Annotated in this window: 23 protein-coding genes and 1 pseudogene; 3 read left to right on the forward strand and 21 right to left on the reverse strand. The window is 68.7% G+C overall.

The features are described from left to right. The first annotated feature begins 51 nt into the window (after positions 1-51). Positions 52-609, forward strand: coding sequence for a DUF3043 domain-containing protein (locus AC1DMN_RS06355; RefSeq protein WP_477229266.1), 558 nt, complete (start codon positions 52-54; stop codon positions 607-609). Positions 610-704: 95 nt separating this feature from the next. Here AC1DMN_RS06355 and AC1DMN_RS06360 read toward each other — a convergent pair whose 3' ends face one another. The 5 genes from AC1DMN_RS06360 to dnaE all read right to left on the reverse strand — a co-directional run bounded on the left by AC1DMN_RS06360 (position 705) and on the right by dnaE (position 8,744). Next, a complete protein-coding gene (locus tag AC1DMN_RS06360) occupies positions 705-1,727 on the reverse strand; it encodes a quinone-dependent dihydroorotate dehydrogenase (protein ID WP_441978113.1) in 1,023 nt (340 codons plus the stop codon). A 45-nt stretch (positions 1,728-1,772) separates the two neighbouring features. Beyond that, on the reverse strand, positions 1,773-2,246 hold the full coding sequence (gene nrdR, locus AC1DMN_RS06365) for a transcriptional regulator NrdR (RefSeq protein WP_440731458.1): 474 nt from the start codon (positions 2,244-2,246) through the stop codon (positions 1,773-1,775). 10 nt (positions 2,247-2,256) lie between these two features. Next, positions 2,257-3,591 carry a histidinol dehydrogenase gene (gene hisD, locus AC1DMN_RS06370; RefSeq protein WP_477384010.1) on the reverse strand — a complete coding sequence of 445 codons (1,335 nt, stop codon included), beginning with the start codon at positions 3,589-3,591 and terminating at the stop codon, positions 2,257-2,259. A gap of 6 nt (positions 3,592-3,597) precedes the next feature. Further along, complete coding sequence (locus tag AC1DMN_RS06375; protein ID WP_477229268.1) at positions 3,598-5,079, reverse strand: hypothetical protein; 1,482 nt, start codon at positions 5,077-5,079, stop codon at positions 3,598-3,600. 146 nt (positions 5,080-5,225) lie between these two features. After that, positions 5,226-8,744 (reverse strand): DNA polymerase III subunit alpha, encoded by a 3,519-nt coding sequence (gene dnaE, locus AC1DMN_RS06380; RefSeq protein ID WP_477384012.1) that lies wholly within the window; start codon positions 8,742-8,744, stop codon positions 5,226-5,228. A gap of 191 nt (positions 8,745-8,935) precedes the next feature. On the opposite strand from dnaE, the gene AC1DMN_RS06385 reads away from it, so the two are divergent. Further along, entirely contained in the window at positions 8,936-9,421 is a 486-nt protein-coding gene (locus AC1DMN_RS06385; RefSeq protein WP_477229270.1) for an NUDIX hydrolase, read from the forward strand. A 22-nt stretch (positions 9,422-9,443) separates the two neighbouring features. Here AC1DMN_RS06385 and AC1DMN_RS06390 read toward each other — a convergent pair whose 3' ends face one another. Genes AC1DMN_RS06390 through AC1DMN_RS06405 form a run of 4 tightly spaced genes read right to left on the reverse strand, consistent with a single transcriptional unit; the run spans position 9,444 to position 11,935 of the window. Next, the gene (locus AC1DMN_RS06390; protein WP_477229271.1) at positions 9,444-10,016 is read right to left on the reverse strand and encodes a GNAT family N-acetyltransferase; all 573 of its coding nucleotides are present in this window, start codon (positions 10,014-10,016) and stop codon (positions 9,444-9,446) included. A 28-nt stretch (positions 10,017-10,044) separates the two neighbouring features. Then, the gene (locus AC1DMN_RS06395; RefSeq protein WP_477229272.1) at positions 10,045-10,764 is read right to left on the reverse strand and encodes a hypothetical protein; all 720 of its coding nucleotides are present in this window, start codon (positions 10,762-10,764) and stop codon (positions 10,045-10,047) included. After that, positions 10,761-11,309, reverse strand: a complete 549-nt coding sequence (locus tag AC1DMN_RS06400) for a DUF6114 domain-containing protein (RefSeq protein ID WP_477229273.1) — start codon at positions 11,307-11,309, stop codon at positions 10,761-10,763. Before AC1DMN_RS06400 ends, AC1DMN_RS06395 begins: the two co-directional genes overlap by 4 nt. An 11-nt stretch (positions 11,310-11,320) precedes the next feature. Continuing rightward, entirely contained in the window at positions 11,321-11,935 is a 615-nt protein-coding gene (locus AC1DMN_RS06405) for a DUF6230 family protein (protein WP_440731450.1), read from the reverse strand. A 119-nt stretch (positions 11,936-12,054) separates the two neighbouring features. Here AC1DMN_RS06405 and AC1DMN_RS06410 point away from each other — a divergent pair, with 119 nt between their 5' ends. After that, on the forward strand, positions 12,055-12,654 hold the full coding sequence (locus tag AC1DMN_RS06410) for a TetR/AcrR family transcriptional regulator (protein ID WP_440731449.1): 600 nt from the start codon (positions 12,055-12,057) through the stop codon (positions 12,652-12,654). A 29-nt stretch (positions 12,655-12,683) separates the two neighbouring features. On the opposite strand, the gene AC1DMN_RS06415 is transcribed toward AC1DMN_RS06410, so the two are convergent. The 12 genes and pseudogenes from AC1DMN_RS06415 to murD all read right to left on the reverse strand — a co-directional run. Continuing rightward, positions 12,684-13,607, reverse strand: coding sequence for an RluA family pseudouridine synthase (locus tag AC1DMN_RS06415; protein ID WP_477384014.1), 924 nt, complete (start codon positions 13,605-13,607; stop codon positions 12,684-12,686). A gap of 2 nt (positions 13,608-13,609) precedes the next feature. Beyond that, complete coding sequence (locus AC1DMN_RS06420; RefSeq protein ID WP_477229342.1) at positions 13,610-14,239, reverse strand: signal peptidase II; 630 nt, start codon at positions 14,237-14,239, stop codon at positions 13,610-13,612. A 69-nt stretch (positions 14,240-14,308) separates the two neighbouring features. Beyond that, the gene (locus AC1DMN_RS06425; RefSeq protein WP_440731446.1) at positions 14,309-14,884 is read right to left on the reverse strand and encodes a DivIVA domain-containing protein; all 576 of its coding nucleotides are present in this window, start codon (positions 14,882-14,884) and stop codon (positions 14,309-14,311) included. Between the two features lie 169 nt (positions 14,885-15,053). After that, complete coding sequence (locus tag AC1DMN_RS06430; RefSeq protein WP_440731445.1) at positions 15,054-15,359, reverse strand: YggT family protein; 306 nt, start codon at positions 15,357-15,359, stop codon at positions 15,054-15,056. 3 nt (positions 15,360-15,362) lie between these two features. Beyond that, entirely contained in the window at positions 15,363-15,863 is a 501-nt protein-coding gene (locus tag AC1DMN_RS06435; RefSeq protein WP_441978103.1) for a cell division protein SepF, read from the reverse strand. A gap of 39 nt (positions 15,864-15,902) precedes the next feature. Continuing rightward, positions 15,903-16,586, reverse strand: a complete 684-nt coding sequence (locus tag AC1DMN_RS06440) for a YggS family pyridoxal phosphate-dependent enzyme (RefSeq protein ID WP_441978102.1) — start codon at positions 16,584-16,586, stop codon at positions 15,903-15,905. Beyond that, complete coding sequence (gene ftsZ / locus AC1DMN_RS06445) at positions 16,583-17,746, reverse strand: cell division protein FtsZ (protein ID WP_440731442.1); 1,164 nt, start codon at positions 17,744-17,746, stop codon at positions 16,583-16,585. Before ftsZ ends, AC1DMN_RS06440 begins: the two co-directional genes overlap by 4 nt. Before the next feature lie 166 nt (positions 17,747-17,912). Then, positions 17,913-18,707 (reverse strand): cell division protein FtsQ/DivIB, encoded by a 795-nt coding sequence (locus AC1DMN_RS06450; protein ID WP_477384016.1) that lies wholly within the window; start codon positions 18,705-18,707, stop codon positions 17,913-17,915. A 239-nt stretch (positions 18,708-18,946) separates the two neighbouring features. Further along, positions 18,947-20,347, reverse strand: coding sequence for a UDP-N-acetylmuramate--L-alanine ligase (gene murC / locus AC1DMN_RS06455; protein ID WP_440731440.1), 1,401 nt, complete (start codon positions 20,345-20,347; stop codon positions 18,947-18,949). 67 nt (positions 20,348-20,414) lie between these two features. After that, entirely contained in the window at positions 20,415-21,488 is a 1,074-nt protein-coding gene (murG, locus tag AC1DMN_RS06460; RefSeq protein WP_441978100.1) for an undecaprenyldiphospho-muramoylpentapeptide beta-N-acetylglucosaminyltransferase, read from the reverse strand. Next, on the reverse strand, positions 21,485-22,717 hold the full coding sequence (locus tag AC1DMN_RS06465; RefSeq protein ID WP_477384018.1) for a peptidoglycan glycosyltransferase FtsW: 1,233 nt from the start codon (positions 22,715-22,717) through the stop codon (positions 21,485-21,487). The genes murG and AC1DMN_RS06465 overlap by 4 nt, the downstream gene beginning before the upstream one ends. Beyond that, positions 22,680-22,899: pseudogene (murD, locus tag AC1DMN_RS06470) on the reverse strand (UDP-N-acetylmuramoyl-L-alanine--D-glutamate ligase); the annotation flags it as partial. The gene AC1DMN_RS06465 and the pseudogene murD, both read right to left, overlap by 38 nt.

Below are 22,899 nucleotides of genomic sequence, written 5' to 3' on the forward strand. Positions count from 1 at the left end.
GGTAATCTTAGAGAACACCCGTTTCCCGCTCTCTCGACATCAGGAGCCTTCGTGCCCAGCACTCCCACCCCCGCACCAGAGGACTCAGCCGACGCGAACGGCAAGGGGCGCCGCACGCCGACGCGCGCGGAGCAGGAGGCCGCTCGACGCCGGCCGCTCGTGCCGGACACCAAAGAGGCCAAGGCGCAGGCGCGCGCTGACCTTCGCCAGCGCCAGGAGCGGCAGCGCGTCGGCATGGCSAACGGCGAGGAGAARTACCTCCCSGTYCGYGACCGCGGKCCKCAGCGYCGCTGGGTRCGCGACTACGTCGACGCCGGCTGGCAYGTCAGCGAGTGGATCATGGCYCTCATGGTCGTCGTGATCGTSGTSTCGCTGATCCCGAACACCCTGGTCGCCTACTGGGCGTTCATCGGCCTGTGGGGCTTCATCGCGATCGCGATCATCGACATGGTCTTCCTCGGCATCCGCGTGAACCGCCGGATCGCCGACAAGTTCGGCAAGGACAAGCGTGAGCGCGGACTGGCCTGGTACGCCGCCATGCGATCCCTGCAGATGCGCTTCATGCGTCTGCCGAAGCCGCAGGTCAAGCGCGGACAGTACCCGGACTGATCCGGATCCCCTGACAGAGAAGAAGGATCCCGTGCGCGTGGCGCCGGGATCCTTCTTCGTGTACGACGTGGTCCGCGCCGCTCTTCCGTGTCGGATCAGCGGCGACGCAGCCCCGCGCGGATCTGGCGCGCCCAGAGCGGCCCGCGATAGAGGAACGCGGTGTAACCCTGCACCAGCGTGGCACCGGCGTCGAGCCGTTCCCGTACCTCGGCGCCCGTCTCGACCCCGCCCACCGAGATGACGCAGAAGTCAGCGGGCACGGCGTCGCGCACGAGGCGGAGGACGGCGAGCGAGCGCTCCTTGAGCGGGGCGCCGGAGAGGCCGCCCTCCCCCGCCGCGGCGACCTTCTCCGGATCCGTGACGAGACCGTCGCGGGTGATCGTGGTGTTGGTGGCGATGAGTCCGTCCAGCCCCTCGGCGACGGCGAGCTCAGCGATCGCCGTGACCTCGTCGTCGGGAAGGTCCGGGGCGATCTTCACCAGCAGCGGGGTCGCACCGGCCGCGGCCTTCACGGCGCGCAGCAGCGGTGCGAGGGTCTCCACGGCCTGCAGCCCCCGAAGGCCCGGCGTGTTCGGCGACGAGACGTTGATCGCGAGGTAGTCCGCGAGCGGCGCGAGGCGCACGGCCGATGCGACGTAGTCGGCGGTCGCGTCCTCGACGGCGACCACGCGGCTCTTACCGATGTTGACCCCGATGACGGCGACCGGCCTGCGGCGGCGGAGTTTCCAGAGTCGCTTCTCCGCGGCCTCGGCACCAGCGTTGTTGAAGCCCATGCGGTTCACCACGGCGCGATCCGGGATGAGCCGGAACAGGCGCGGCTTGGGGTTGCCCGGTTGCGGGATGGCCGTGATCGTACCGACCTCGACATGTCCGAAGCCGAGCGCGGACAACCCGCGCACGCCGACCGCGTTCTTGTCGAACCCCGCCGCGATACCGAACGGAGTCGGGAATGTGAGCCCCAGTGCCCGCACCTCATCGCCCGCCGCCGGCCGGGTCAGCGCACGCGCGACCCAGGAGAACGGAGGCACTCCGAGAATCCGCACCACGACCATGCCGGCATGGTGGGCGAATTCGGGATCGAAGCGCGCGAGGACGAGGCGGAAGAGCAGGGCATACATTCCTGCCAGGCTACCGGGGTCAGGCCCCTGATACCGACCCGTCGCTCAGAGCGCCGTCTGCTCGGCCGCCCTCTGATGGTCGGCGCGCAGTTCGGCGATGGACGCCTCGAAGTCCTCAAGTGAGTCGAACGCCTGGTACACGCTCGCGAAGCGGAGGTAGGCAACCTCGTCCAGATCCCGCAGCGGGCCCAGGATGGCCAGGCCGATCTCGTTGGTGTCCAGCTGCGAGACGCCGGTCTGCCGTACCGCTTCCTCGACGCGCTGCGCGAGGATCGCCAGATCCGCCTCGGTGACAGGGCGCCCCTGGCAGGCCTTGCGGACGCCGGAGATGACCTTCTCGCGACTGAACGGCTCCATCACACCGGATCGCTTGATGACGTTCAGGCTCGCGGTCTCGGTGGTCGTGAACCGCCCGCCGCACTCCGGGCACTGACGGCGTCGACGGATCGAAAGGCCGTCATCGCTCGTGCGCGAGTCGATGACGCGGGAGTCCGGGTGGCGGCAGAACGGGCAGTGCATTCGTGAAAGCCTACGCCCCGGTCGCCGCGGCGGGCTCCGGCGCTCCTGCGAACCGGGCTTGGACGGCCTCGCCGTGCGCCGGCAGGATCTCCGCGTCGGCGAGTGCCACGACGCCCTTGCGGGCGCGCGCCAGCGCATCGCGGTCGTACGAGATCACCTGCTGCGGGCGGAGGAACGTGTAGGCGCCGAGGCCGGAGGCGTAGCGCGCCTGTCCCCCGGTCGGAAGCACGTGGTTGCTGCCCGCCATGTAATCGCCCAGGCTCACCGGCGTCTGATCTCCGACGAACACGGCACCGGCGCTCGTGAAGACCGCGGCCGCCTCCTCGGCGTCCACGAGATGCAGTTCGAGGTGCTCGGGGGCATAGGCATTGCTGAACGCCACGGCGGCGGCACGGTCGTCGACCAGCACGATCGCCGACTGCGGACCGTCCAGCGCGGTCTGCACACGCGCGCTGTGTCGTGTGGCGGCTGCGGCCGTCGCGACCTCGACCGCCACACGGTCCGCGAGTTCGGCCGAGTCCGTGACGAGCACAGCGGAGGCCTGCTCATCGTGCTCGGCCTGGCTGATCAGATCTGCGGCGACAAGACGAGCGTCAGCTGCGGCATCGGCGACGATGAGGATCTCGGTCGCCCCTGCCTCGGAGTCCGTCCCGACGACGCCGGCAACGGCGCGCTTCGCGGAGGCGACGTAGTTGTTGCCCGGTCCGGAGATGACGTCGACCGGGTCGAGTCCGATCGCCGCGACACCGTGCGCGAGAGCGCCGATCGCACCTGCACCGCCGATCGCGTAGACCTCGTCCACGCCGAGCAGGGCGGCCGCGGCGAGGATGGTCGGGTGGATCCGGCCGTCTTCTGCCGACTGCGGCGGGGAGGCGAGGGCGATGCTCTCGACGCCCGCGACCTGAGCGGGCACGACGTTCATCACGACGCTCGAGGCGAGGGGAGCCTTCCCGCCGGGGATGTAGACGCCGACCCGTCCGACCGGCTGCCAGCGCTGCACGATACGGGCGCCCGGTTCGATCTCGGTGACCTGCGGCGCGGGCACCTGCGCGGCGGAGCCCCGGCGCACCCGCTCGATCGCCGCCTCCAGCGCGTCCCGCACCTGCGGGTCGACACCGGCGAGAGCGTCGTCGAGGTGCTCGCGAGGAACCCGGATCGCGTGCCCGCTGACSTKGTCGAAMCGCTCGGCCTGCTCACGCAGKGCCTCCTCACCGCGGACGCGSACGTCCTCCACGATCGCGGTCGCGGTCGCCAGCGCCTCGGCGCGGGCGGCGGTCGCGCGTGGCACGACGGCCAGCATCTCAGCGGTGGAGAGGGAGCGTCCCCTCAGGTCGATCGTCTGCATGCGTCTTCAGCCTCGTGTCATGTTCTCGGTGTCGTGCAGGTAACCCACGCGACCGTCGTCGTGGCGCACCACGAAGGCGCCGCCGCGGTCCTCGAGAACAAGGATCCATGCTTCGGGTCCGATTGTGAAAATCGTGTCACCGCGTGCGTCATGCACGGCCCGGGTGTCGGGCGCGAGCGCCCAGAACGGCTGGGGCTGCTCATCCCGCGCCGCTGATGCTGCGGCAGCGCCCCGGTTGCGCTCCTGCGGCACGACGTCGACGGCGTGCGTGGCCACTTCGTCCGCAGGCGAGGGCTCGAGCAGATCGCCGAGGACCTGGGTCATGGTGTCGGACAGGTCGTGCGGCGCGGCCGCTGCATCCTGCTCATCGGCGGATCCGTGGCCGGCGTCCGCGTCGGGCCCCGATGCCGGCGACGCTTCTGCATCGGCGGCGCGGCGGGCGTCCGTGCGAGTGGCGGGTTCGCCTTCTTCATCCGGCGAGTCCGTGGTCGAGGTCCGTGTCTCGGCGTCCTGCCGGGTCTCGGGGACCGCGTCCTGGCGGGTCTCGGACGGCGCCTCCAGGATCGCCTCGGTCGGCGCATCCTCCGCAGGCACGACGTCGAAGGGGGCGTCGTCTGCGACCCTCGGCATCCCCGCGCCAGAGGGGTTCTCCGCCGATGCGGGCGCGGATCCGTCGTACTCCTCCGATGCGAGGAAGGACTCCCGGTGATGCTCGGGTACGTAGCCCGCCTCGCCCTGCACCACTGCACCGGTGACCCCGGTGGCGGAGAGATGTCCTGCGGCTCCGACCTCGTTCTCGTGCAGCAGTCCCGGATCCACATCGTCCTCGTTCTGCGGGTCGGAGATGCTCCCCCGCGCACGCACGGGACGCGGCCGGGAGAACACCGGTCGCACGGGGTTCGCGTTGCGGTGCGCGAGCGTCTCGATGCGGTCCTCGAAGTCCTCGCGGATCCCGGGGATGAGGGCTGCGAACACCGTGACGGCGACGAGGACCAGCGCCAGCAGGATCTCCAGCCACAGCGGCCAGGTGACCAGCGCGGACCGTCGTGTCGCGGCGACCAGATCCAGCTGCTGCCACAGCAGCACGACCCAGCTGACCAGGGCGACGGAGAAGGCGACCGAAGCGAACTGGTCGATGCCGAGGGATCCGACCCGGCGGATCCCCTCGGGAGAAAGCCGTCGCAGTACGACGAGGAACACGGCCGCGGTGGGCACGCCGATCGCCAGTGCCCAGGCGCCGTTCATCGTCCAGACCGTTGCGGAGGCGTCCAGGACGCTCCCGGCACCCGGCACGAAGGACAGCGCGAACGCGATCACCCATGCCGCGATGACGATCAGCTCGCGCAGCGTGAAGCCGAACCAGCCCTGCTGCGGGGCGGCAGCGGGCAGCGGTCCGTCGTCGACTTCCGTGTCAGACGAGGCGAGGGGGCTCGATGTCGGATCCTGTTCGTCCTGCGCCATCTCAGCGGAGGGGACGTCGCCGGTCATCAGTACTTCCTTTCGTCGTGCGGCCGCTGGGGACTTCGGCCGTCGAACGGGACCAGATACTACCTGGCGGCGGTGGGGAGCCCCTGTGCGGTACTCGCGTACCCGAGGGAAGCGCGGGCAGGGAAGAGAGGAAAGCGGCGCCCTGCTCAGCCCAGACACTGCGGGCCGAGCAGCGACTTCAGGTCGCCGAACAGGTCCGCGGTGACGGTCACCGGCATGGGCACTTCGAAGACCTTGGCACGGCCGCCGCGATGCATCTTCAGCATGACCTCGGTCTCGCCCGCATGCCGGCGCAGAACGTCCGCGAGATCCTCGATCACCCGCTCCGTAGCGCGCTGCTCGGGCACCAATAGCGACAGCGGACCCGCGGCGTCGAAGGATCCGACGTCGGGCGTGAACGCCGACTGCGCGTGCAGGTTCATTCCGTCGTCGCGACGGGAGACGCGACCGCGCACCGCGAGGATCGTGTCCTGTTGCAGCGTGCTCTGGAACTCCAGATACGTCTTGCCCATGAACATGATGGTGATCTCGCCGCCGAAGTCCTCCACGGTGATCATGCCGTAGGGGTTGCCGCTGGCCTTGGCGACGCGGTGCTGCACGCTCGTGACGAGCCCGGCGACGGTCACCTGGTCGCCGTCCTGCAGGTCTTCGGACTCCAGCAGGCTGTTGATCCCGATCGAGGCATGCTTCGCCAGTGGCACCTCGAGACCGGCGAGCGGATGGTCGGACACGTACAGGCCGAGCATCTCTCTCTCGAATGCGAGCTTGTCCTTCTTCGTCCATTCCGGACGGACCGGCACCTTGGGCGGAGCGACCTCCTCGATCTCGTCGTACAGGCTGTCGAAATCGAAGCCGATCGCGCCCTGCGCCTCGTTGCGCTTCTGGCCCACCGACGCCTCTACGGCGTCCTCGTGGATCTCCACGAGCGCGCGCCGGGTGTCGCCCATCGAATCGAAGGCTCCAGCCTTGATCAGCGACTCGACCGTGCGCTTGTTCGCCACGTGCAGTGGCACCTTCTTCAGGAAGTCGTGGAAGGAGGTGAAGTTCTCCTCCTGACGCCCCTGGACGATGCCCTCGACGACGTTGGATCCGACGTTGCGCACAGCGCCGAGACCGAAGCGGATGTCCTCGCCGACGGCGGCGAAGAAGTTGATCGACTCGCGCACGTCGGGCGGCAGCACCTTGATGCCCATGCGGCGACACTCGTTCAGGTAGAGCGCCATCTTGTCCTTGGAGTCGCCGACGCTCGTGAGCAGCGCGGCCATGTACTCCGCGGGGTAATGCGCCTTGAGGTACGCCGTCCAGTACGAGATGACACCGTAGGCGGCGGAGTGCGCTTTGTTGAAGGCGTAGTCGGAGAACGGCAGCAGGATCTCCCAGAGCGCATTGACGGCGCCGTCCGAGTATCCGTTCGCGTGCATGCCGGCCTGGAAGCCCTCGAACTGCTTGTCCAGCTCCGACTTCTTCTTCTTGCCCATCGCGCGACGCAGGATGTCGGCTTGGCCGAGGGAGAACCCGGCCACCCGCTGCGCAATCGCCATCACCTGCTCCTGGTAGATGATGAGGCCGTAGCTCTCTTCCAGGATGTCCTTCAGCGACTCGGCGAACTCCGGGTGGATCGGGGTGATCTCCTGCAGGCCGTTCTTGCGGAGCGCGTAGTTCGTGTGGGAGTTGGCGCCCATGGGGCCCGGGCGGTACAGCGCGATGAGGGCCGAGATGTCGCCGAAGTTGTCCGGCTTCATCAGACGCATCAGCGCACGCATCGGACCGCCGTCGAGCTGGAACACGCCCAGCGAGTCGCCGCGGGTGAGCAGGTCGTAGGACGGCCGGTCGTCGAGCGCGAGGTCCTCGAGTACGAGCTCCTCGCCCCGGTTCATCCGGATGTTCGCGAGGGCGTCGGAGATGATCGTGAGGTTGCGCAACCCCAGGAAGTCCATCTTGATGAGGCCAAGGGACTCGCAGGACGGGTAGTCGAACTGCGTGACGATCTGGCCGTCCTGCTCGCGCTTCATGATCGGGATGATGTCGATCAGCGGATGCGAGGACATGATCACGCCGGCGGCGTGCACACCCCATTGGCGCTTCAGATTCTCCAGGCCCAGGGCCGTGTCGAACACGGTCTTCGCCTCGGGATCGGACTCGATCACGACGCGGAACTCGCTGGCCTCCTTGTACCGCGGGTGCTCCGGGTTGAACATGCCGTCCAGCGGCATGTCCTTGCCCATCACGGGCGGCGGCATGGCTTTGGTGAGCTTCTCCCCCATGCTGAACGGGAAGCCGAGCACACGGCCCGCGTCCTTCAGCGCCTGCTTCGCCTTGATCGTGCCGTACGTGACGATCTGCGCGACGCGCTCGTCGCCGTACTTCTCGGTCACGTACTGGATCACCTCGCCACGACGACGGTCGTCGAAGTCGACGTCGAAGTCGGGCATGGAGACGCGATCGGGGTTGAGGAACCGCTCGAAGATCAGGCCGTGCTCGAGCGGGTCGAGGTCTGTGATCCTCATCGCGTAGGCCGCCATGGAGCCCGCACCGGACCCACGTCCGGGGCCCACACGCACGCCATTGTCCTTCGCCCAGTTGATGAAGTCGGCGACGACGAGGAAGTAGCCCGGGAACCCCATGGACGAGATCACCTCGACCTCGTAGTTCGCCTGCTTGCGCACCGCGTCCGGGATACCGCCCGGGTATCGGTACTGCAGGCCTTTCTCGACTTCCTTGATGAACCAGCTCTCCTCCGTCYCTCCCTGCGSGACGGGGAAGCGCGGCATGAAGTTGGCACCGGTGTTGAAAGAGACGTCGCAGCGCTCGGCGATGAGCAGCGTGTTGTCGCACGCCTCGGGGTGATCGCGGAACACCTGGCGCATCTCCGCTGCGGACTTCACGTAGTAGCCGTCGCCGTCGAACTTGAACCGGTTCGGGTCATCGAGGGTGGAGCCCGACTGCACGCAGAGCAGAGCCGCGTGACTGGTCGAGTCGTGCTGGTGCGTATAGTGCAGGTCATTCGTGCCGACGAGCGGGATCCCGAGGTCCTTCGCGATCTTGAGCAGGTCGCCGGTGACGCGGCGCTCGATCTCGAGACCGTGATCCATGATTTCGGCGAAGTAGTTCTCCTTGCCGAAGATGTCCTGGAACTCCGCGGCCGCCGCACGCGCCACGTCGTACTGGCCCAGGCGCAGGCGGGTCTGGATCTCACCCGAGGGGCATCCGGTCGTCGCGATCAGACCCTTGGAGTACTTCTGCAGGATCTCGCGGTCCATGCGCGGCTTGAAGTAGTAGCCCTCCAGGCTCGAGGTCGAGGAGAGGCGGAACAGGTTGTGCATGCCCTCGGTGGTCTCCGAGAGCAGCGTCATGTGCGTGTAGGCACCGGATCCGGAGACATCATCGCGGCGCTGCTCGGGAGAGCCCCACTGCACGCGCGACTTGTCGCTGCGGTGCGTTCCCGGGGTGACGTAGGCCTCGATGCCGATGATCGGCTTGACGCCGGCGGCCTGGGCCGCCTTGTAGAACTCGAACGCGGCGAAAGTGTTGCCATGGTCGGTGACAGCGACCGCCGGCATGCCCTGCGCGACGGCCTCCTGCACCAGCGGCCCGATGCGCGCAGCCCCGTCCAGCATCGAATACTCGCTGTGCACGTGCAGGTGGACGAAGGAGTCTGATGCCATGCTTCGAGTCTACGTTTCTGGGTGGGACATCGAGGTGCCGCGCCCGCCGATGGGCGTCACCATCACTTCCTTTGGGCCCGCATCCATTTGGCTGGCGAGATGCCAGCCGGCGGGCGATTCCACCCGATTCCACCAGCCGAACGGTATTCCTCCAGCCATTCGGTTCAGGAGACGCCCGGTACCCTGATCCGATGACCACTCCCGACTTCGTCCTCGCCCTCCGGGAGCATGTGGGCCATGCCCCGCTGAACCTCGTCGGCGTCACCGCGATCGTGTTCCGCGACGAGAAGGTGCTGCTCGGCAAGCGCGCGGACAACGGCGCATGGCAGGCGGTCTCCGGCATCGTGGAACCCGGCGAGGAGCCGGCGGACACCGCCGTGCGGGAGTGTCTCGAGGAAGCCGGCGTGGCCGTGAAGGTCGAGCGGCTCGCCCTCGTGCAGCAGCTCCCCCGTGTGACCTACGCGAATGGCGACGAGGTCGACTACTTGGATCTGGTTTTCCGCTGCGCGTGGATCTCGGGCGAGCCGCACCCTTCCGACGGCGAACTCACCGAGGTCGGCTTCTACGACCTCGCCGCGATGGGTTACGTCGACGATGCCCACGTCCGCAAGATCGCGCTCGCCATGGCCGAGGACGACCCTGCGCACTTCCGCGGCGGGCGACCGCCGCGGACCTGAGAGCCCGCTGCTGCTCGGGTGCTCAGCGCAGATCCCGGCGCATCAGCACACGGGGGAACCCGTTGAGCACGGATCCGGTGTCCGCAGCCTTTGTGAAGCCGGCCGACTCGAACAGCGCCCGCGTGCCGACATAGGCCATCGTCAGATCGACCTTCGCACCCCGGTTGTCTACCGGGTACCCCTCGATCGCCGGCGCGCCGCTGTCCCGCGCATAGGCGACGGCTCCGTCGATCAGCGTGTGCGTGATGCCCTGCTTCCGGTACCCCGGTCGCACACGCAGACACCACAGCGTCCATACGTCGAGGTCGTCGACGAGTGGGATCAGCTTGTTGCGGGCGAAGCTCGTATCCCACCGCGGGTGCACCGCCGCCCATCCCACCGGCTCGTCGTCGAGGTAGGCGATCACTCCCGGCGCCGGATCCTGCTCGCACAGCTCGCGAACCCTCGCCGCCCTGGCCTCGCCGCGCAGTGCCTGGCTCTCCTTGCTGGGGATCCGATAGCTCAGGCAGAAGCACGATTGCGATGCCGGGTTCTTCGGCCCGACGAGCGTCGCGACATCGTCGAAGACGGTTGCGGGGCGCACCTCGATGCTCATGTCCCCAGTCTGCCCCGGAGGCCAGACATCACGGTTCGACGATGCGCTGGTCCGTGTTCGTATAGCTGATCGAGTCCGCGACGGTGCCCACGAGGCCCATCGTGACGCGCAGCAGGCCCGGCTTCACATCGTCCAGGGGCGGCGGGGTGTCCGTTCCCAGGGTCAGGCCGCGGCCGTCCTGGGTGGTCGCCGTGATCGAGCCCAGATACACGCTCACGTGCCCGGTGAGGGTCATGGTGTCGGCGTTGGTGACGAGCCCAGCCTTGTCCGGCGGCCGGACGGTCAGCGAGAACCCTGAGATCGTGATCGAGTCCGCGGAGATCTTCAGAGCGCGAACGGTGCCGCCGTCGATCGTCGGCACGTCCACGATCGCGATGCCGCTCAGCCCGGTGAACGACAGTCCCTGCGACCCCATGGAGGCCGGGGTCTTCGTGAAGATCGGAGCGCCCTCGTCCTTCGCCGCCACGACAGGGGTCGGAGCGGGCGTCGGCGCGGCACCTCCTGGAACGCTCGGCGTCGTGGCGCCGGGGGTCGTCGGAGCTCCCGGCACGGCGGGCAGCCCTGGCACGGAAGGGCCGGATGTCGGCGGGGGCGTCGTCGGCGTCGGGCTCGGGGAGGGGCACCACAGCAGCGGGATGCACAGCCCAGCCGGCTGCGACGCYGGAACAGCGGCGGCGCCGAGCATCATCGGCGCGACGAGGGCGAGCGATGCCAGGAGTACGGCACCGTGGCGGCGCTGCGCCTTCACGATGCCGCCTCCTCGGATCCGCACGCGGCCACGGGATCGCGCGGCCCCATCCAGGCGACGACGAGCACCGCCCCGGTCCCGGCCAGGAGCATCCCTACGATGAAGCCACCGAGGTTCACTCCGATCAGCGAGTAGATGGCGACGACCAGGGCCAGGATGCCGTAGAAGACATGGTGCGCGGGCATCGTGATCCCGAGGATCCCGAGCAGCAGCAGCGCGATCGGGATGATCGTCGCCTGCAGCCCCTCGATGCCCAGCTGGACGTGCAGATGCCCGATGTCGAGCTGACCGGAGAAGAACATCTCGATTCCGCCGACGGCGACGAGCAGTCCCCCGATGAACGGACGCTGCCGCCGCCAGTGCCGGAATCCTCGCGCGGACGACGTCACCTCCGGCGCGGCGCTCGCATCGACGGTGTGGTCGACGCCACCCGCGACGACGGCCGGCGCGGACTCTGCCCCGTTGCGCACCGGCCGCAGCACGGGAGCCGCGGCATCCCGACGATCACGCCGTGCGGATCCGGATGCGCTGGTCTCGTCGGTCATCGTGGCCTCGTTCAGAAGCATCCCTGCGAACCGTCCGTCAGCTCCAGCGTCATGCCCGTGAGGGTGAACACCGAGGCCTGAGTGCTCCAGGCCGTCTGCTGCAGGTTCTTGATCGAGACGGTGTCGGCGTCCTGAGCGAAGTCTCCGGCGGAGCCCTTCGCCTCGGTGTTGACGGTGGAGGCGTCCACGCCGATGCGGATCGCACCGAAGGAGGCGTCGCCCTTGAGGCCGGTCATGCCGATCTGCAGATCGCTGGCGGACGCCGGGTTGCCGTTGCCACCCGCCTTGATGAGCACGCCGACCTTGCCGAGCGGCGTGTCGGTGATCACCGACTGGCAGAGGTCGTTGAGCGTGGCGCTCTTGATGTTCGCGATGGCGACGGTGTGCTCCTTGCCCTCCGTGTCCTTCGCGACACCGGCGTACTGCGAGAAACCGGTGCCCTCGAGCTGGGAGGCGCCGATCTGGAACTGGCTCCCCGATACGGCGAACGACACGGGTACCGCGCCCTGGGCGACGCCGCCCATCAGCGCTGCGGCGACCACGCCCGCCGGAATGGCGACGAGGGCGATACGGCCTGCGTGGGACGACCCGAACTTGCGGACACGGTCGGACTTCGGGAACTTCATCGATCCTCCTCCAGTGCGCCGGCTGCGATGGCGGCGTTCACCTGGTCGAGTATATTGCCCGTTGACTCAGAGTCAATACCGGACACGGCCATCGCTGCGCATCCCGCTAGGCTCGGGGCATGCCCGACCTGCGACGCGCCAGACTCACTCCTGAGGAGCGTCGTGCGCAGCTCGTCGCGACCGGGGTGAACTTCCTCGCCGAGCATTCCCTGGACGARCTCACGATGGACGTGCTGGCCCAGCGCGCCGGAGTGTCACGGCCTCTCCTGTTCCACTACTTCGAGACCAGGCAGGGCATGCACCTCGCGGTGGTGACCATGGCGAGGGACAGTCTGCTGCTCGCCTCCGAGCCGCGCGATGACCTGGAGCCGCGGGCGCGAGTGCGCGACACTCTGCTGCGCATCACGGAGTTCGTGCGGCAGCATCAGGGCACGTTCCACTCTCTGGTGCGCGGGATCGCGAGCGGCGACCCCGCCGTCCGGCGCGTGGTCGACGAGTCGCGTGACCTCAACGCCGCGCGTCTTCTCGACGCGTTCACCGAACTCGGCACGCCGGACACCCCGGGGCTCCGCGTCGCCCTGCGCGCCTGGGTCTCCTTCACCGAGGAGACACTGATCAGCCTCGTCATCGACCGCGACGAGGACCCAGAGGTGGTCGTCCGGTTCCTGGAGGCGACCCTTGAAGGCGTGGTGTCGGCGACAGGCGAGCTGCCACTCTGATCTCGGATCCGAACGCGGATGCCGAAGACTCAGTCCTCGCCGCGGAGCACGTCCAGCGCGTGCCGGAAATCGGCGGGGTACGGAGACTCCGTCTGGACCCACTCCCCGGTGGTGGGGTGCGCGAAACCGAGCCGGTGCGCGTGCAGCCACTGCCTCGTCAGGCCCAGCCGCGCCGACAGGGTCGGGTCGGCACCGTACAGCGGGTCCCCCACGCACGGGTGCCTGTGCGCGGCCATGTGCACACGGATCTGGTGCGTCCGGCCGGTCTCGAGGTGGATCTCCAGCAGCGATGCGCCGGGGAACGCCTCGAGCGTCTCGTAATGGGTGACCGACGGCTTGCCGTCAGGGATCACCGCGAACTTCCAGGAGTGGTTCGGATGCCGCCCGATCGGAGCGTCGATCGTGCCTGCGAGCGGATCCGGGTGCCCCTGCACGACCGCGTGGTAGATCTTCTCGACCGTGCGCTCCTTGAAGGCCCGCTTGAGTGCGGAGTAGGCCGCCTCGGTCTTCGCAACCACCATGAGGCCGCTGGTTCCGACATCGAGGCGATGTACGACGCCCTGACGCTCGGGCGCCCCGCTGGTGGCGATCCGGAAGCCTGCTGCGGCGAGAGCGCCGACGACCGTCGGGCCCTCCCAGCCCACGGACGGGTGCGCAGCGACCCCGGTGGGCTTGTCGACCACCACGATGTCGTCGTCGTCATAGACGATGCCGAGCTCCGGCACSGCGATGGGTTCGATCCKGRGCTCCTGTTTSGGCGCCCAYTCCACGTCGAGCCAGCCKCCGGCGCGCAGTTTGTCCGACTTGCCCAGGACGACACCATCGAGCGCCACTCCCCCGGCCTCGGCGACCTCTGCCGCGAACGTGCGGGAGAACCCGAGCATCTTCGCCAGCGCCGCATCGACACGGACACCGTCCAGTCCGTCCGGGACCGGAAGAGAGCGCGATTCCACGATCAGGCCTCGGATCCTGCACCGTCGCGCCGAGCGGGGCTCTGCGGATCGGCACTCGTCGCCACGTCCTGGGCAGCGATGTCGGCAGATGCGCCTTCGGTCCCGGCGGAGTCATCGTCGATGCGGTCGGATCCCGATGTGTCATGGTCGGACGGTTCAGCGGCCGACTCAGCCTTGTGATCCCGCTCACGGGTGCCGTCGAGGCGGAGGCCTGTGATGATCAGCAAGGCGATCGAGATCATGCCGCTGACGATGAAGATGTCCGCGACGTTGAAGATCGCCGGCAGCATCCACGGCATCGAGATCATGTCGACGACGTGTCCGACGCCGAAGCCCGGTTCACGGAAGACGCGGTCGGTGAGGTTCCCGAGCACACCGCCGAGGAGTGCCCCGAGCACGACGGCCCACAGGCGTGCGCGCACCGCGAACGCCTTCCACACGATCACGCACGCGACGACGGCGAGGGCGATGGTGAAGATCCACGTGTAACCGGCGCCGATGGAGAACGCGGCCCCGGAATTGCGGACGTAGAAGAGCTGCAGGAAGCCGCCGAGAACGGGGACCGTCTGCTCCAGCGGGAGGTTCGTGATGGTGAGATGCTTCACAAACTGATCGGCGGCCAGCACGAACACTGCGAGAATCGCAATGATCGCGCCGGCCGCCGAACCGTGAAGCGGTTGACGCCGGGTCAACGGGGCTCCTTACTGCGCGGAGGAGGCGTCCCCGTTGGGGCCGCCCTTCTCGTCGAGGTCGCGGAGCTGACCCTCGATGTAGCTGCGAAGCTGCGTGCGGTAATCCCGCTCGAACGTGTGCAGTTCGCTGATCTTGCTCTCGAGCACGTTGCGCTCGCGCTCGAGACGGGCGGTCTCTTCGCGCTGCTTCTGCTCGGCGTCCGCGAGGATCTTCGACGCCTGTGCCTTGGCGTCCGCGATGAGCTGGTCGCGCTGGGACTTGCCCTCGGCGACGTGCTCGTCGTGCAGGCGCTGCGCCAGCTCGATGATGCCGGCGGTCGCGGCCGCAGGAGCACCGGTCTCCGCGACCGGCGCGGCGACGGGAGCGGGTGCCGCAGCGACCGGCGCCTCGGCCGCGGGTGCAGCCTTCTCGCCGGACTCGTAGGCGGCCAGCTTGGCCTTCAGCTCCGCGTTCTCGTCGAGGGCCTTACGCCACTCGAGTACGACCTCGTCGAGGAAGTCGTCGACCTCGTCCGGGTCGAAGCCGTCCTTGAAACGGACGTGCTGGAACTGCTTGGTGACGACGTCATCCGGGGTCAGTGCCATGGGTGGCTCCTCTTTCGATGAGTTCTCGGTGGCCGGGTGGAAATGGCGCCTGCCCCTCGGCGTGCACCTTCAGAAAAGCATAGCCGTCCGATCCCTGTGCAGCGACGGCACGCGGCAACAGACGATCAGATGGGGGGCAAGGAACAATCAGATGAACAGCGACAGACGATCAGATGAAGGATCGCGTGATCGACATCAGGATCAGCACGATGATCATCGTGAGCGTGAAGCCCAGGTCCAGCGAGACGGGTCCGATCCTCAGCGGAGGAATGAGGCGTCGGAACATCCTGATCGGCGGGTCGGTGAGCGTGTAGACGATCTCAGCCGCGATCAGTCCGGCACCACGGGGGCGCCATGAGCGGTTGAAGATGGGGATGTAGTCCAGGATCAGCCGAGCGAACAGCGTGAGCAGGTACAGCAGCAGCAGTATGTTCAGAATCGCTGCGATCACGGAGACCGCGGGCGGCACCACCACGTGTCAGGAGTGCGCGAGCGCGGGCTCGTCGCCCCCGGCCATCCCGCCCTGCCCCGACACCGCGATGCTCTCCGGCGACAGCAGGAAGACCTTGCTCGTCACGCGCTCGATGCGGCCGTAGAGGCCGAGAGACAGCCCGCTTGCGAAGTCGATCAGACGGCGCGCGTCGGCGTCGCTCATCTGCGAGAGGTTGATGATCACCGGGATCCCGTCACGGAAGCTCTCCGCGATGACCTGGGCGTCGCGGTACTGCTTCGGGTGCACGGTGAGGATCTCGTTCACGACGCCCGCAGCGGGCTGACGCACCGCGGTCGGGCGACGCAGCGGCGTGACCGGAGCCGGCTTGGCCTCATCACGCTCGCGACGCACCTCGTCCCGACGGACGGGCTCGTGCCGGACCTGCTCCTGGCGAGCGCTGTGCGCGGCCGGAGCAGTCTCCTCGTAGACCTCTTCCTCATCGGCGAGGCCGAGGTACACCATGGTCTTCTTCAGCGGGTTCCCCATCGTGTCCTCCGAACGTGTAGGGGTGGTTCTGTGTCGAGGCTAACCCTGTGCGGGTCGTGCCCCCGTGATTGCGGTGCCGATGCGTAGGTGTGTCGCGCCTGCCGCGATCGCCTCGACGAAATCGCCGGTCATGCCGGCCGAGATCCAATCGGCTCCCGGCGCGACCGTGCGCAGGCGCTGCGCGGACTCATGCACTCGGGCGAACGCCGCAGCCGGGTCCTCGTCGAGCGGCGCGACGGCCATCACGCCGCGCAAACGCAGCGTCGGCAGCGCGAGCACCTGCTCGGCGAGCCGCTCGATCTCCGCCGGCGGGACTCCCCCGCGGCCCGGGTCGTCGGTGAGGTTGATCTGCAGCAGGACATCGAGCCGCACGTCGTCGGTCGCCGCTCGATCGAGTGCCTCCGCGAGTCGCAGGCGGTCCACCGAGTGCACGACCTGCGCCGCCCGGCGGATCGCACCGGCCTTGTTCGTCTGCGCCTGCCCGATGAAATGCCAGCGCAGATCATCCAGCCCGGCAAGGGCCTCCGTCTTCGCGGAGAGCTCCTGCTGGCGGTTCTCCCCCACCTCTCGGACGCCGAGGCCGTAGAGCTCGCTCACGAGCGACGCGGGGTGGAACTTCGTCACGACGATGCGCGTGATCTCCGCGGGATCCCGTCCCGCGAGCCGTGCGGCGTCCGCGATCGCTGCATCGATCGCGGACAGCCGCTCGGCGACCGAGCTCACTTCAGGAACTCGGGGATGTCGAGGTCGCTCTCGTCGAAGGCCGGCTCGATGCTCGTGTGCACTGGAGGGATCGACGGCGCGGACACCGAAACGGTCTCGCGCGGCGCCTCCTCGGCCTGTGCCGAATCCTCGCGCTCCTCGACGGCAGGCTTCTCGGCGACCGCAGGAGTGGTCGTGCGCGAGAAGATCTGCGGGTCCAGGCGCAGCGTGGGCTCACCGCTGTCGAAGCCGGCGGCGATCACCGTGACGCGCACCTCGTCGCCGAGGGTGTCGTCGATGACCGTTCCGAAGATGATGTTGGCTTCGGGGTGCGCGGCCTCCTTGACCAGATCCGCGGCGTCGTGGATCTCGAAGATGCCGAGGTTCGATCCACCCTGGATCGACAGCAGCACGCCGTGCGCGCCCTCGATCGACGCCTCCAGCAGAGGCGATTCGACCGCGAGCTCGGCGGCCTTGATCGCGCGGTCCGCGCCGCGCGCCGAGCCGATGCCCATGAGCGCGGATCCCGCTCCCTGCATGACCGACTTGACGTCGTTGAAGTCGAGGTTGATGAGACCGGGAGTGGTGATCAGATCGGTGATGCCCTGCACACCGGCGAGCAGCACCTGGTCCGCCGTGGCGAACGCCTCGATCATCGAGATCCCGCGGTCGCTGATCTCGAGCAGACGGTCGTTCGGCACCACGATGAGGGTGTCGACCTCTTCCTTCAGCTTGGCGACGCCCGCGTCGGCCTGCGACTGGCGCCGGCGGCCCTCGAAGGAGAACGGCTTGGTGACGACGCCGATCGTCAGCGCGCCGATCGACTTCGCGATGCGCGCGACGATCGGGGCGCCGCCCGTTCCGGTGCCGCCGCCCTCTCCCGCCGTCACGAAGACCATGTCGGCGCCGGTCAGCGCCTGCTCGATCTCCTCAGCGTGGTCCTCCGCGGCCCGACGTCCGACCTCGGGATCGGCGCCGGCGCCGAGACCGCGGGTCAGATCACGACCGACGTCGAGCTTGACGTCCGCGTCGCTCATGAGCAACGCCTGCGCGTCGGTGTTGATCGCGATGAACTCGACGCCGCGCAGGCCGAGATCGATCATGCGATTGACGGCGTTGACGCCACCACCGCCGACACCGACGACCTTGATCACGGCAAGGTAGTTCTGGTTCTGGCTCATCCCGTCCTCCGATGTATGTCGAGCCCCGGGCCGGAAACCTTAAACCTCAAGCAGAAGGTTAAAGTATTTCCCGGTATTGCTTTCTCTTTGATCGAAGGTAAGCGGCACACGGCGCGCAGGAGCCAAGCGACACGCGCCTGCGCGCGATCGTTTCGGATATTCGTGCTCAGCCGACGATGCCGACGCCCGGAGAGGACACGTCGTACGACGCCGCGTCCGGATTCGCCTTCATCAGCGCCTGCAGGGACCGAGTCTTGAGCGCGGACTGCTCCGCACTCCCCCACACCACCTTGGCGCCGCCGTTCAGCTGCAGCACGATGTCATCCGGAGTGGACGCGGCGGCGCCGGCGACCTGGCCGCGCAGCTCGGCGGGCAGTGTTCGCAGTGCCGTGCCGACCGCCGCGAACGCCTTGGACGCCGTGCCGCCGCTGACGTCGATCAACGCGTATCCGGCAGGCTGCTCCTCGCTGGTCGAGAGCAYGACCCCTGCGACATCGACGACCGTGAACCGCCCGTCACTCTGCTGGATCACGCCGACAGGCGTGCGCTCAACGATCCGAACCACGAGGTCGTGCGGAGGGTGCGCCTCCAGACGGTAGGTCTCGATCAGCGGGAATCTGACCAGAGCGGCCTTGACGGCGCTGGCGTCGACGAGCGCGAGCGGCCGGCCGACCTGCCCCGACAGTGCCTTCTGCACGTCTCCCGCCTTGAGTGAACTCGTCCCCTCGACGGTGATCGTCTGCACCGCGAACAGCGGACTGTACGCCGCGCCGACGCTTCCGCCCACGATGAGGAGTGCGAGGGCGGCGCCGATGATCCAGCCGATGCGGCGTCGCCGGGAACGCTGGGTGAAGCGGCGGATCTCCGTGCGCAGCGCCTTCCGGCGTGCCCGGGTCGCCTGCCAGAGGTCGCGCGCGGTCAGCGGCGCCTCGTCCTGCATCGCCGACCGGTCGGCTTCCACCGCGCGGTCCTGCACCGTCGAGGATTCGGCGGCCCCTCCCCGCTCGAGAGGGATCAACGACGTCGCGTTCCGGTCGGCCGACGTCGTCGACGTCGCCTCAGGCTCCGCCGCGGCGATCCCGACTTCCGTCTGCCGCCCCCACGCACGCGCCGACGGGCCGTCTGACGGCTCTGCCGAAACGGGACGCTCCGGCTCGACCGGAGGCGCCGAAGCGGGGATCGCGGACGGCCGGCGCACGGTCAGCCCTCGGCGGTGGCGCGCAGCGCGTCCAGCACCTGCGGGATGATCTGATACACGTTGCCGCAGCCGAGCGTGATCACGTAGTCGCCCTCGCGCGCGACGGACGCCGTGTAGTCGGCGGCCTGCTGCCAGTCCGCGACGTAGTGCACGTGATCCGGGTCCGCGAAGGCGCCGCTGACCAATTCACCGGTGACTCCCGGAACCGGATCCTCCCGGGCTCCGTACACGTCGAGCATGACGGTGTGGTCGGCACCGGTCTCGAGCACTTCGGCGAACTCACGGTACATGTGCTGAGTACGCGAATAGGTGTGCGGCTGCTGGATCGCGATGATGCGGCCGTCGCCGACGATCGTGCGCATGGCATCCAGTGCAGCGCGCACCTCGGTCGGGTGGTGCGAGTAGTCGTCGTAGACGCTCACGCCCCGGGCGACGCCGTGCAGCTCGAGCCGGCGCACGGTCCCCGCGAAGCCCTCGACGGCGCGAGCGGCGTCGGCCAGCTCGTACCCCAGCGTCGTGAGCACGGCGACGGCACCCGCGGCGTTGATCGCGTTGTGCACGCCGGGCACCGCGAGCTGCATGCGGGCGGAGGCGCCGCGCAAGGTCAGGGTCGCGGCGACCGGACCGTCGGTCACGATGTCGGTGACCCGCAGGTCCGCGTCCTCCGCGAGCCCGAACGAGATGACATTCGGATGCGTGATCCCCGCTCGCACGCGGAGGGCGCCGGCGTCATCGCTCGAGATCACGACGGCCTCGCCCGCCGCGTTCGCGAAGGTCACGAACGCCTCGTGGAAGGCCTCGTCGGATCCGTAGTGGTCCAGGTGATCCGGGTCGACGTTCGTGATCAGGGCGACCGAGGTGTCGTAGAGCAGGAACGTGCCGTCGGACTCGTCGGCCTCGATCACGAACAGATCGTCGGCGCCGGAGGAGCTGGAGGTGCCCAGCTGCTCGATCACGCCGCCGTTGACGAAGTTCGGATCGGCGCCGAGCTCGCGCAGCGCGGTGACGATCATGCCCGTCGAGCTGGTCTTGCCGTGCGCGCCCGCCACGGAGACGAGGCGGCGCCCGCGGATCAGCCAGTGCAGCGCCTGCGACCGGTGGATCACATGCAGTCCCCGCTCCTTGGCGAGAACGAACTCCGGGTTCTCCGGCCAGATCGCGCCGGTGTGCACGACGGTGTCGGCGTCGCCCAGGTTCGCCGCGTCATGACCSACGTGCACCTCGGCRCCGAGGTCGGCGAGCGCCCGCAGGTTGGCGCTGTCCGCGCGATCGCTGCCGGAGACGCGGATGCCCGCATCGAGGAACATCCGGGCGAGTCCGGACATGCCGGAGCCGCCGATGCCGATGAAGTGCGCGGCGGTGATGTCGTCCGGAATCGGCAGGGAGAGGTCGGGTCTGATCATGACTGAATAATCCTAAGTCGGGGCGAGCGGGGCGGCGCCCGGCTCGCCGGGTCAGGGCTGGAGGGGCTCAGCGCGCCAGCGCGCGGTCGGCGAGSGCGATGAGGTCCTCGGTCCCGGTGCGCGATCCCACGCTCTCGGCCGCCCGCCTCATCTCCGCACGGCGATCCGTGTCCCGAAGCAGCGGGACCACCTCCCTCCGCACGCGCTCGGGAGTGAGCTGCCCGTCCTCGATCAGCACGGCGGCGCCCGCATCGATCGCGGCTGCGGCGTTCAGCCGCTGTTCGCCGTTGCCGACGGCGTAGGGCACGTAGATCGCGGGGATGCCGAGGGCGCTGATCTCGCTCACGGTCGCCGAGCCGGAGCGGGAGAGGACCAGATCCGCCAGGGCGAACGCGAGATCCATCCGGTCCAGGTAGCGGCGCATGGTGTACCCGGGAGCACCCGGATCCGACATCTCGGAACGATCGCCGGTCGCGTGCAGGATCTGCCACCCCGTGTCGAGGACGTCCTGCCAGGATCCTGCGATCGCCTCGTTCAGGCGCTGTGCGCCGAGCGAGCCGCCGAACACGAGCAGCACAGGGCGATCGGGATCCAGCCCGAACTCCGCCGCGGCCTCGGTGCGGAGGGCGGAGCGGTTCAGGTCGACGATCTCCCGGCGCAGTGGCATGCCGACGAACTCGCCGCGGCGCAGGGGCGTGCCGGGGAAGGCGACGCCGACGGCCGCCGCGGTGCGGGCGCCCAGCACGTTCGCCATGCCGGGGCGGGCGTTGGCCTCGTGCACGACGAAGGGGACGCGCTCGCGCCGCGCCGCGACGTACGCGGGTGCCGAGGCGTATCCGCCGAAGCCGATCACCGCGTCCACCCCGTGCTCGCGGATATAGGAGCGCACCTGTTTCACGGCGCGCGAGAACCGCACCGGGAAGGCCAGCGCTGCGCCGTTCGGGCGGCGCGGGAACGGCACCTTGTCGATCGTGAGCAGGTCGTAACCGCGCTGCGGCACCAGCCGCGATTCCAGGCCCTCACGGGTGCCGAGCACCAGCACGGACGACTCGGGATCACGAGCGTGCAGGCCGTCGGCGACGGCGAGCAGCGGATTGACGTGGCCCGCGGTCCCGCCGCCGGCCAGAAGATACGTGGTCACTTCASGAGSGTACCGGACCGGCCTGCGGSCSGSCTCTGCGCGGGCGCCGGCAGCGTGCGGGCGAAGGAGAGGAGCACGCCGCAGGCGAGCAGCACGGACAGCAGCGAGGTGCCGCCCTGCGACATGAACGGCAGCGGAACGCCCAGCACGGGGAAGATGCGCAGCACGACGCCGACGTTGATGAGTGCCTGCGAGAGGATCCACACCACGATGCCGCCGGAGGTGACGCGGACGAACAGGTCGTCGGTCTTGCGCACCATGCGGAACACGGCGACGGCGAACAGGACGAACAGGGCGAGCACGAGCCCGCAGCCGATCAGGCCCAGCTCCTCGCCCACGATCGCGAAGATGTAGTCGTTCGAGGCGGCAGGGAGCCATCCGTACTTCTCGCGCGAGTTGCCGAGCCCCAGGCCGAAGATGCCGCCGTTCGCCATGCCCCAGATCGCATGCACCTGCTGATAGCAGGTGCTCAGATAGCAGCTCGTGTCGTTCGAAGCATCGAAGACGCCGAGGATCAGGGCGCGCCGCCGCTCGTCGGCCAAGGCGAATCCGAGCACCGCGGCCAGGGAGATCAGCAGCGGCAGGATGAAGAGCCGCAGCCGCACCCCTGAGAAGAACAGTGCTCCGAGGATGATCAGGAAGAGGATCATCGAGGTGCCGAGGTCCTTGCCGCCGAGCACGGCGGCGATGGCGAGGAAGCCGACCGGGATCAGCGGGATGAACACATGCTTCCAGCGTCCGAGCAGGTCCTGCTTGCGCCACAGGATGAAGCCGGCCCACACGGCGAGGGCGAGCTTGATGAACTCGGAGGGCTGCACCACCTGGCCCGCGATCCTCAGCCAGTTCGTGTTGCCGTCGTTCGCATACCCGAGCGGCGTGTAGACGAGCATCTGCAGCCCTACAGCACCGATCAGGATGAGCCAGGCCGTGCGCTTCCAGAACGTGATGGGGAACCGGCTCATCAGGAACATGAGCGGGACGCCGATGGCGGCGACGAGAGCCTGCGTCATGACGATCGCGAAGGGATCCTGGCCGCCCTCGACCGCGTTCGCGCTCGAGGCCGAGAGGATCATCACCAGGCCGAACACCGTCAGCAGCAGCGACGTCGAGGCGATCAGCGCGAACTCGGTGGACACGGGGCGGAAGACCCGCCCCAGACGGACGCGCGCGGCGAGTCCGTCGACGCGAGGCTCAGGAGCCGGCGTCGGGCGTGGTGCCACCTGCGTCATCGGCGCTCCCCTGCTCGCTCGACCGTCCCTGATCGATCCACTGCCGCACCGCCTCGGCGAAGCGGTGGCCGCGATCCGCATAGCTCGCGAACTGGTCGAAGGACGCCGCCGCCGGAGCGAGGAGCACGGTGTCCCCCTCCCGGGCGATGCCCGCAGCCAATTCGACGACGCGGGTCATGACC

Source organism: Microbacterium sp. 01T413_2, assembly GCF_056398985.1.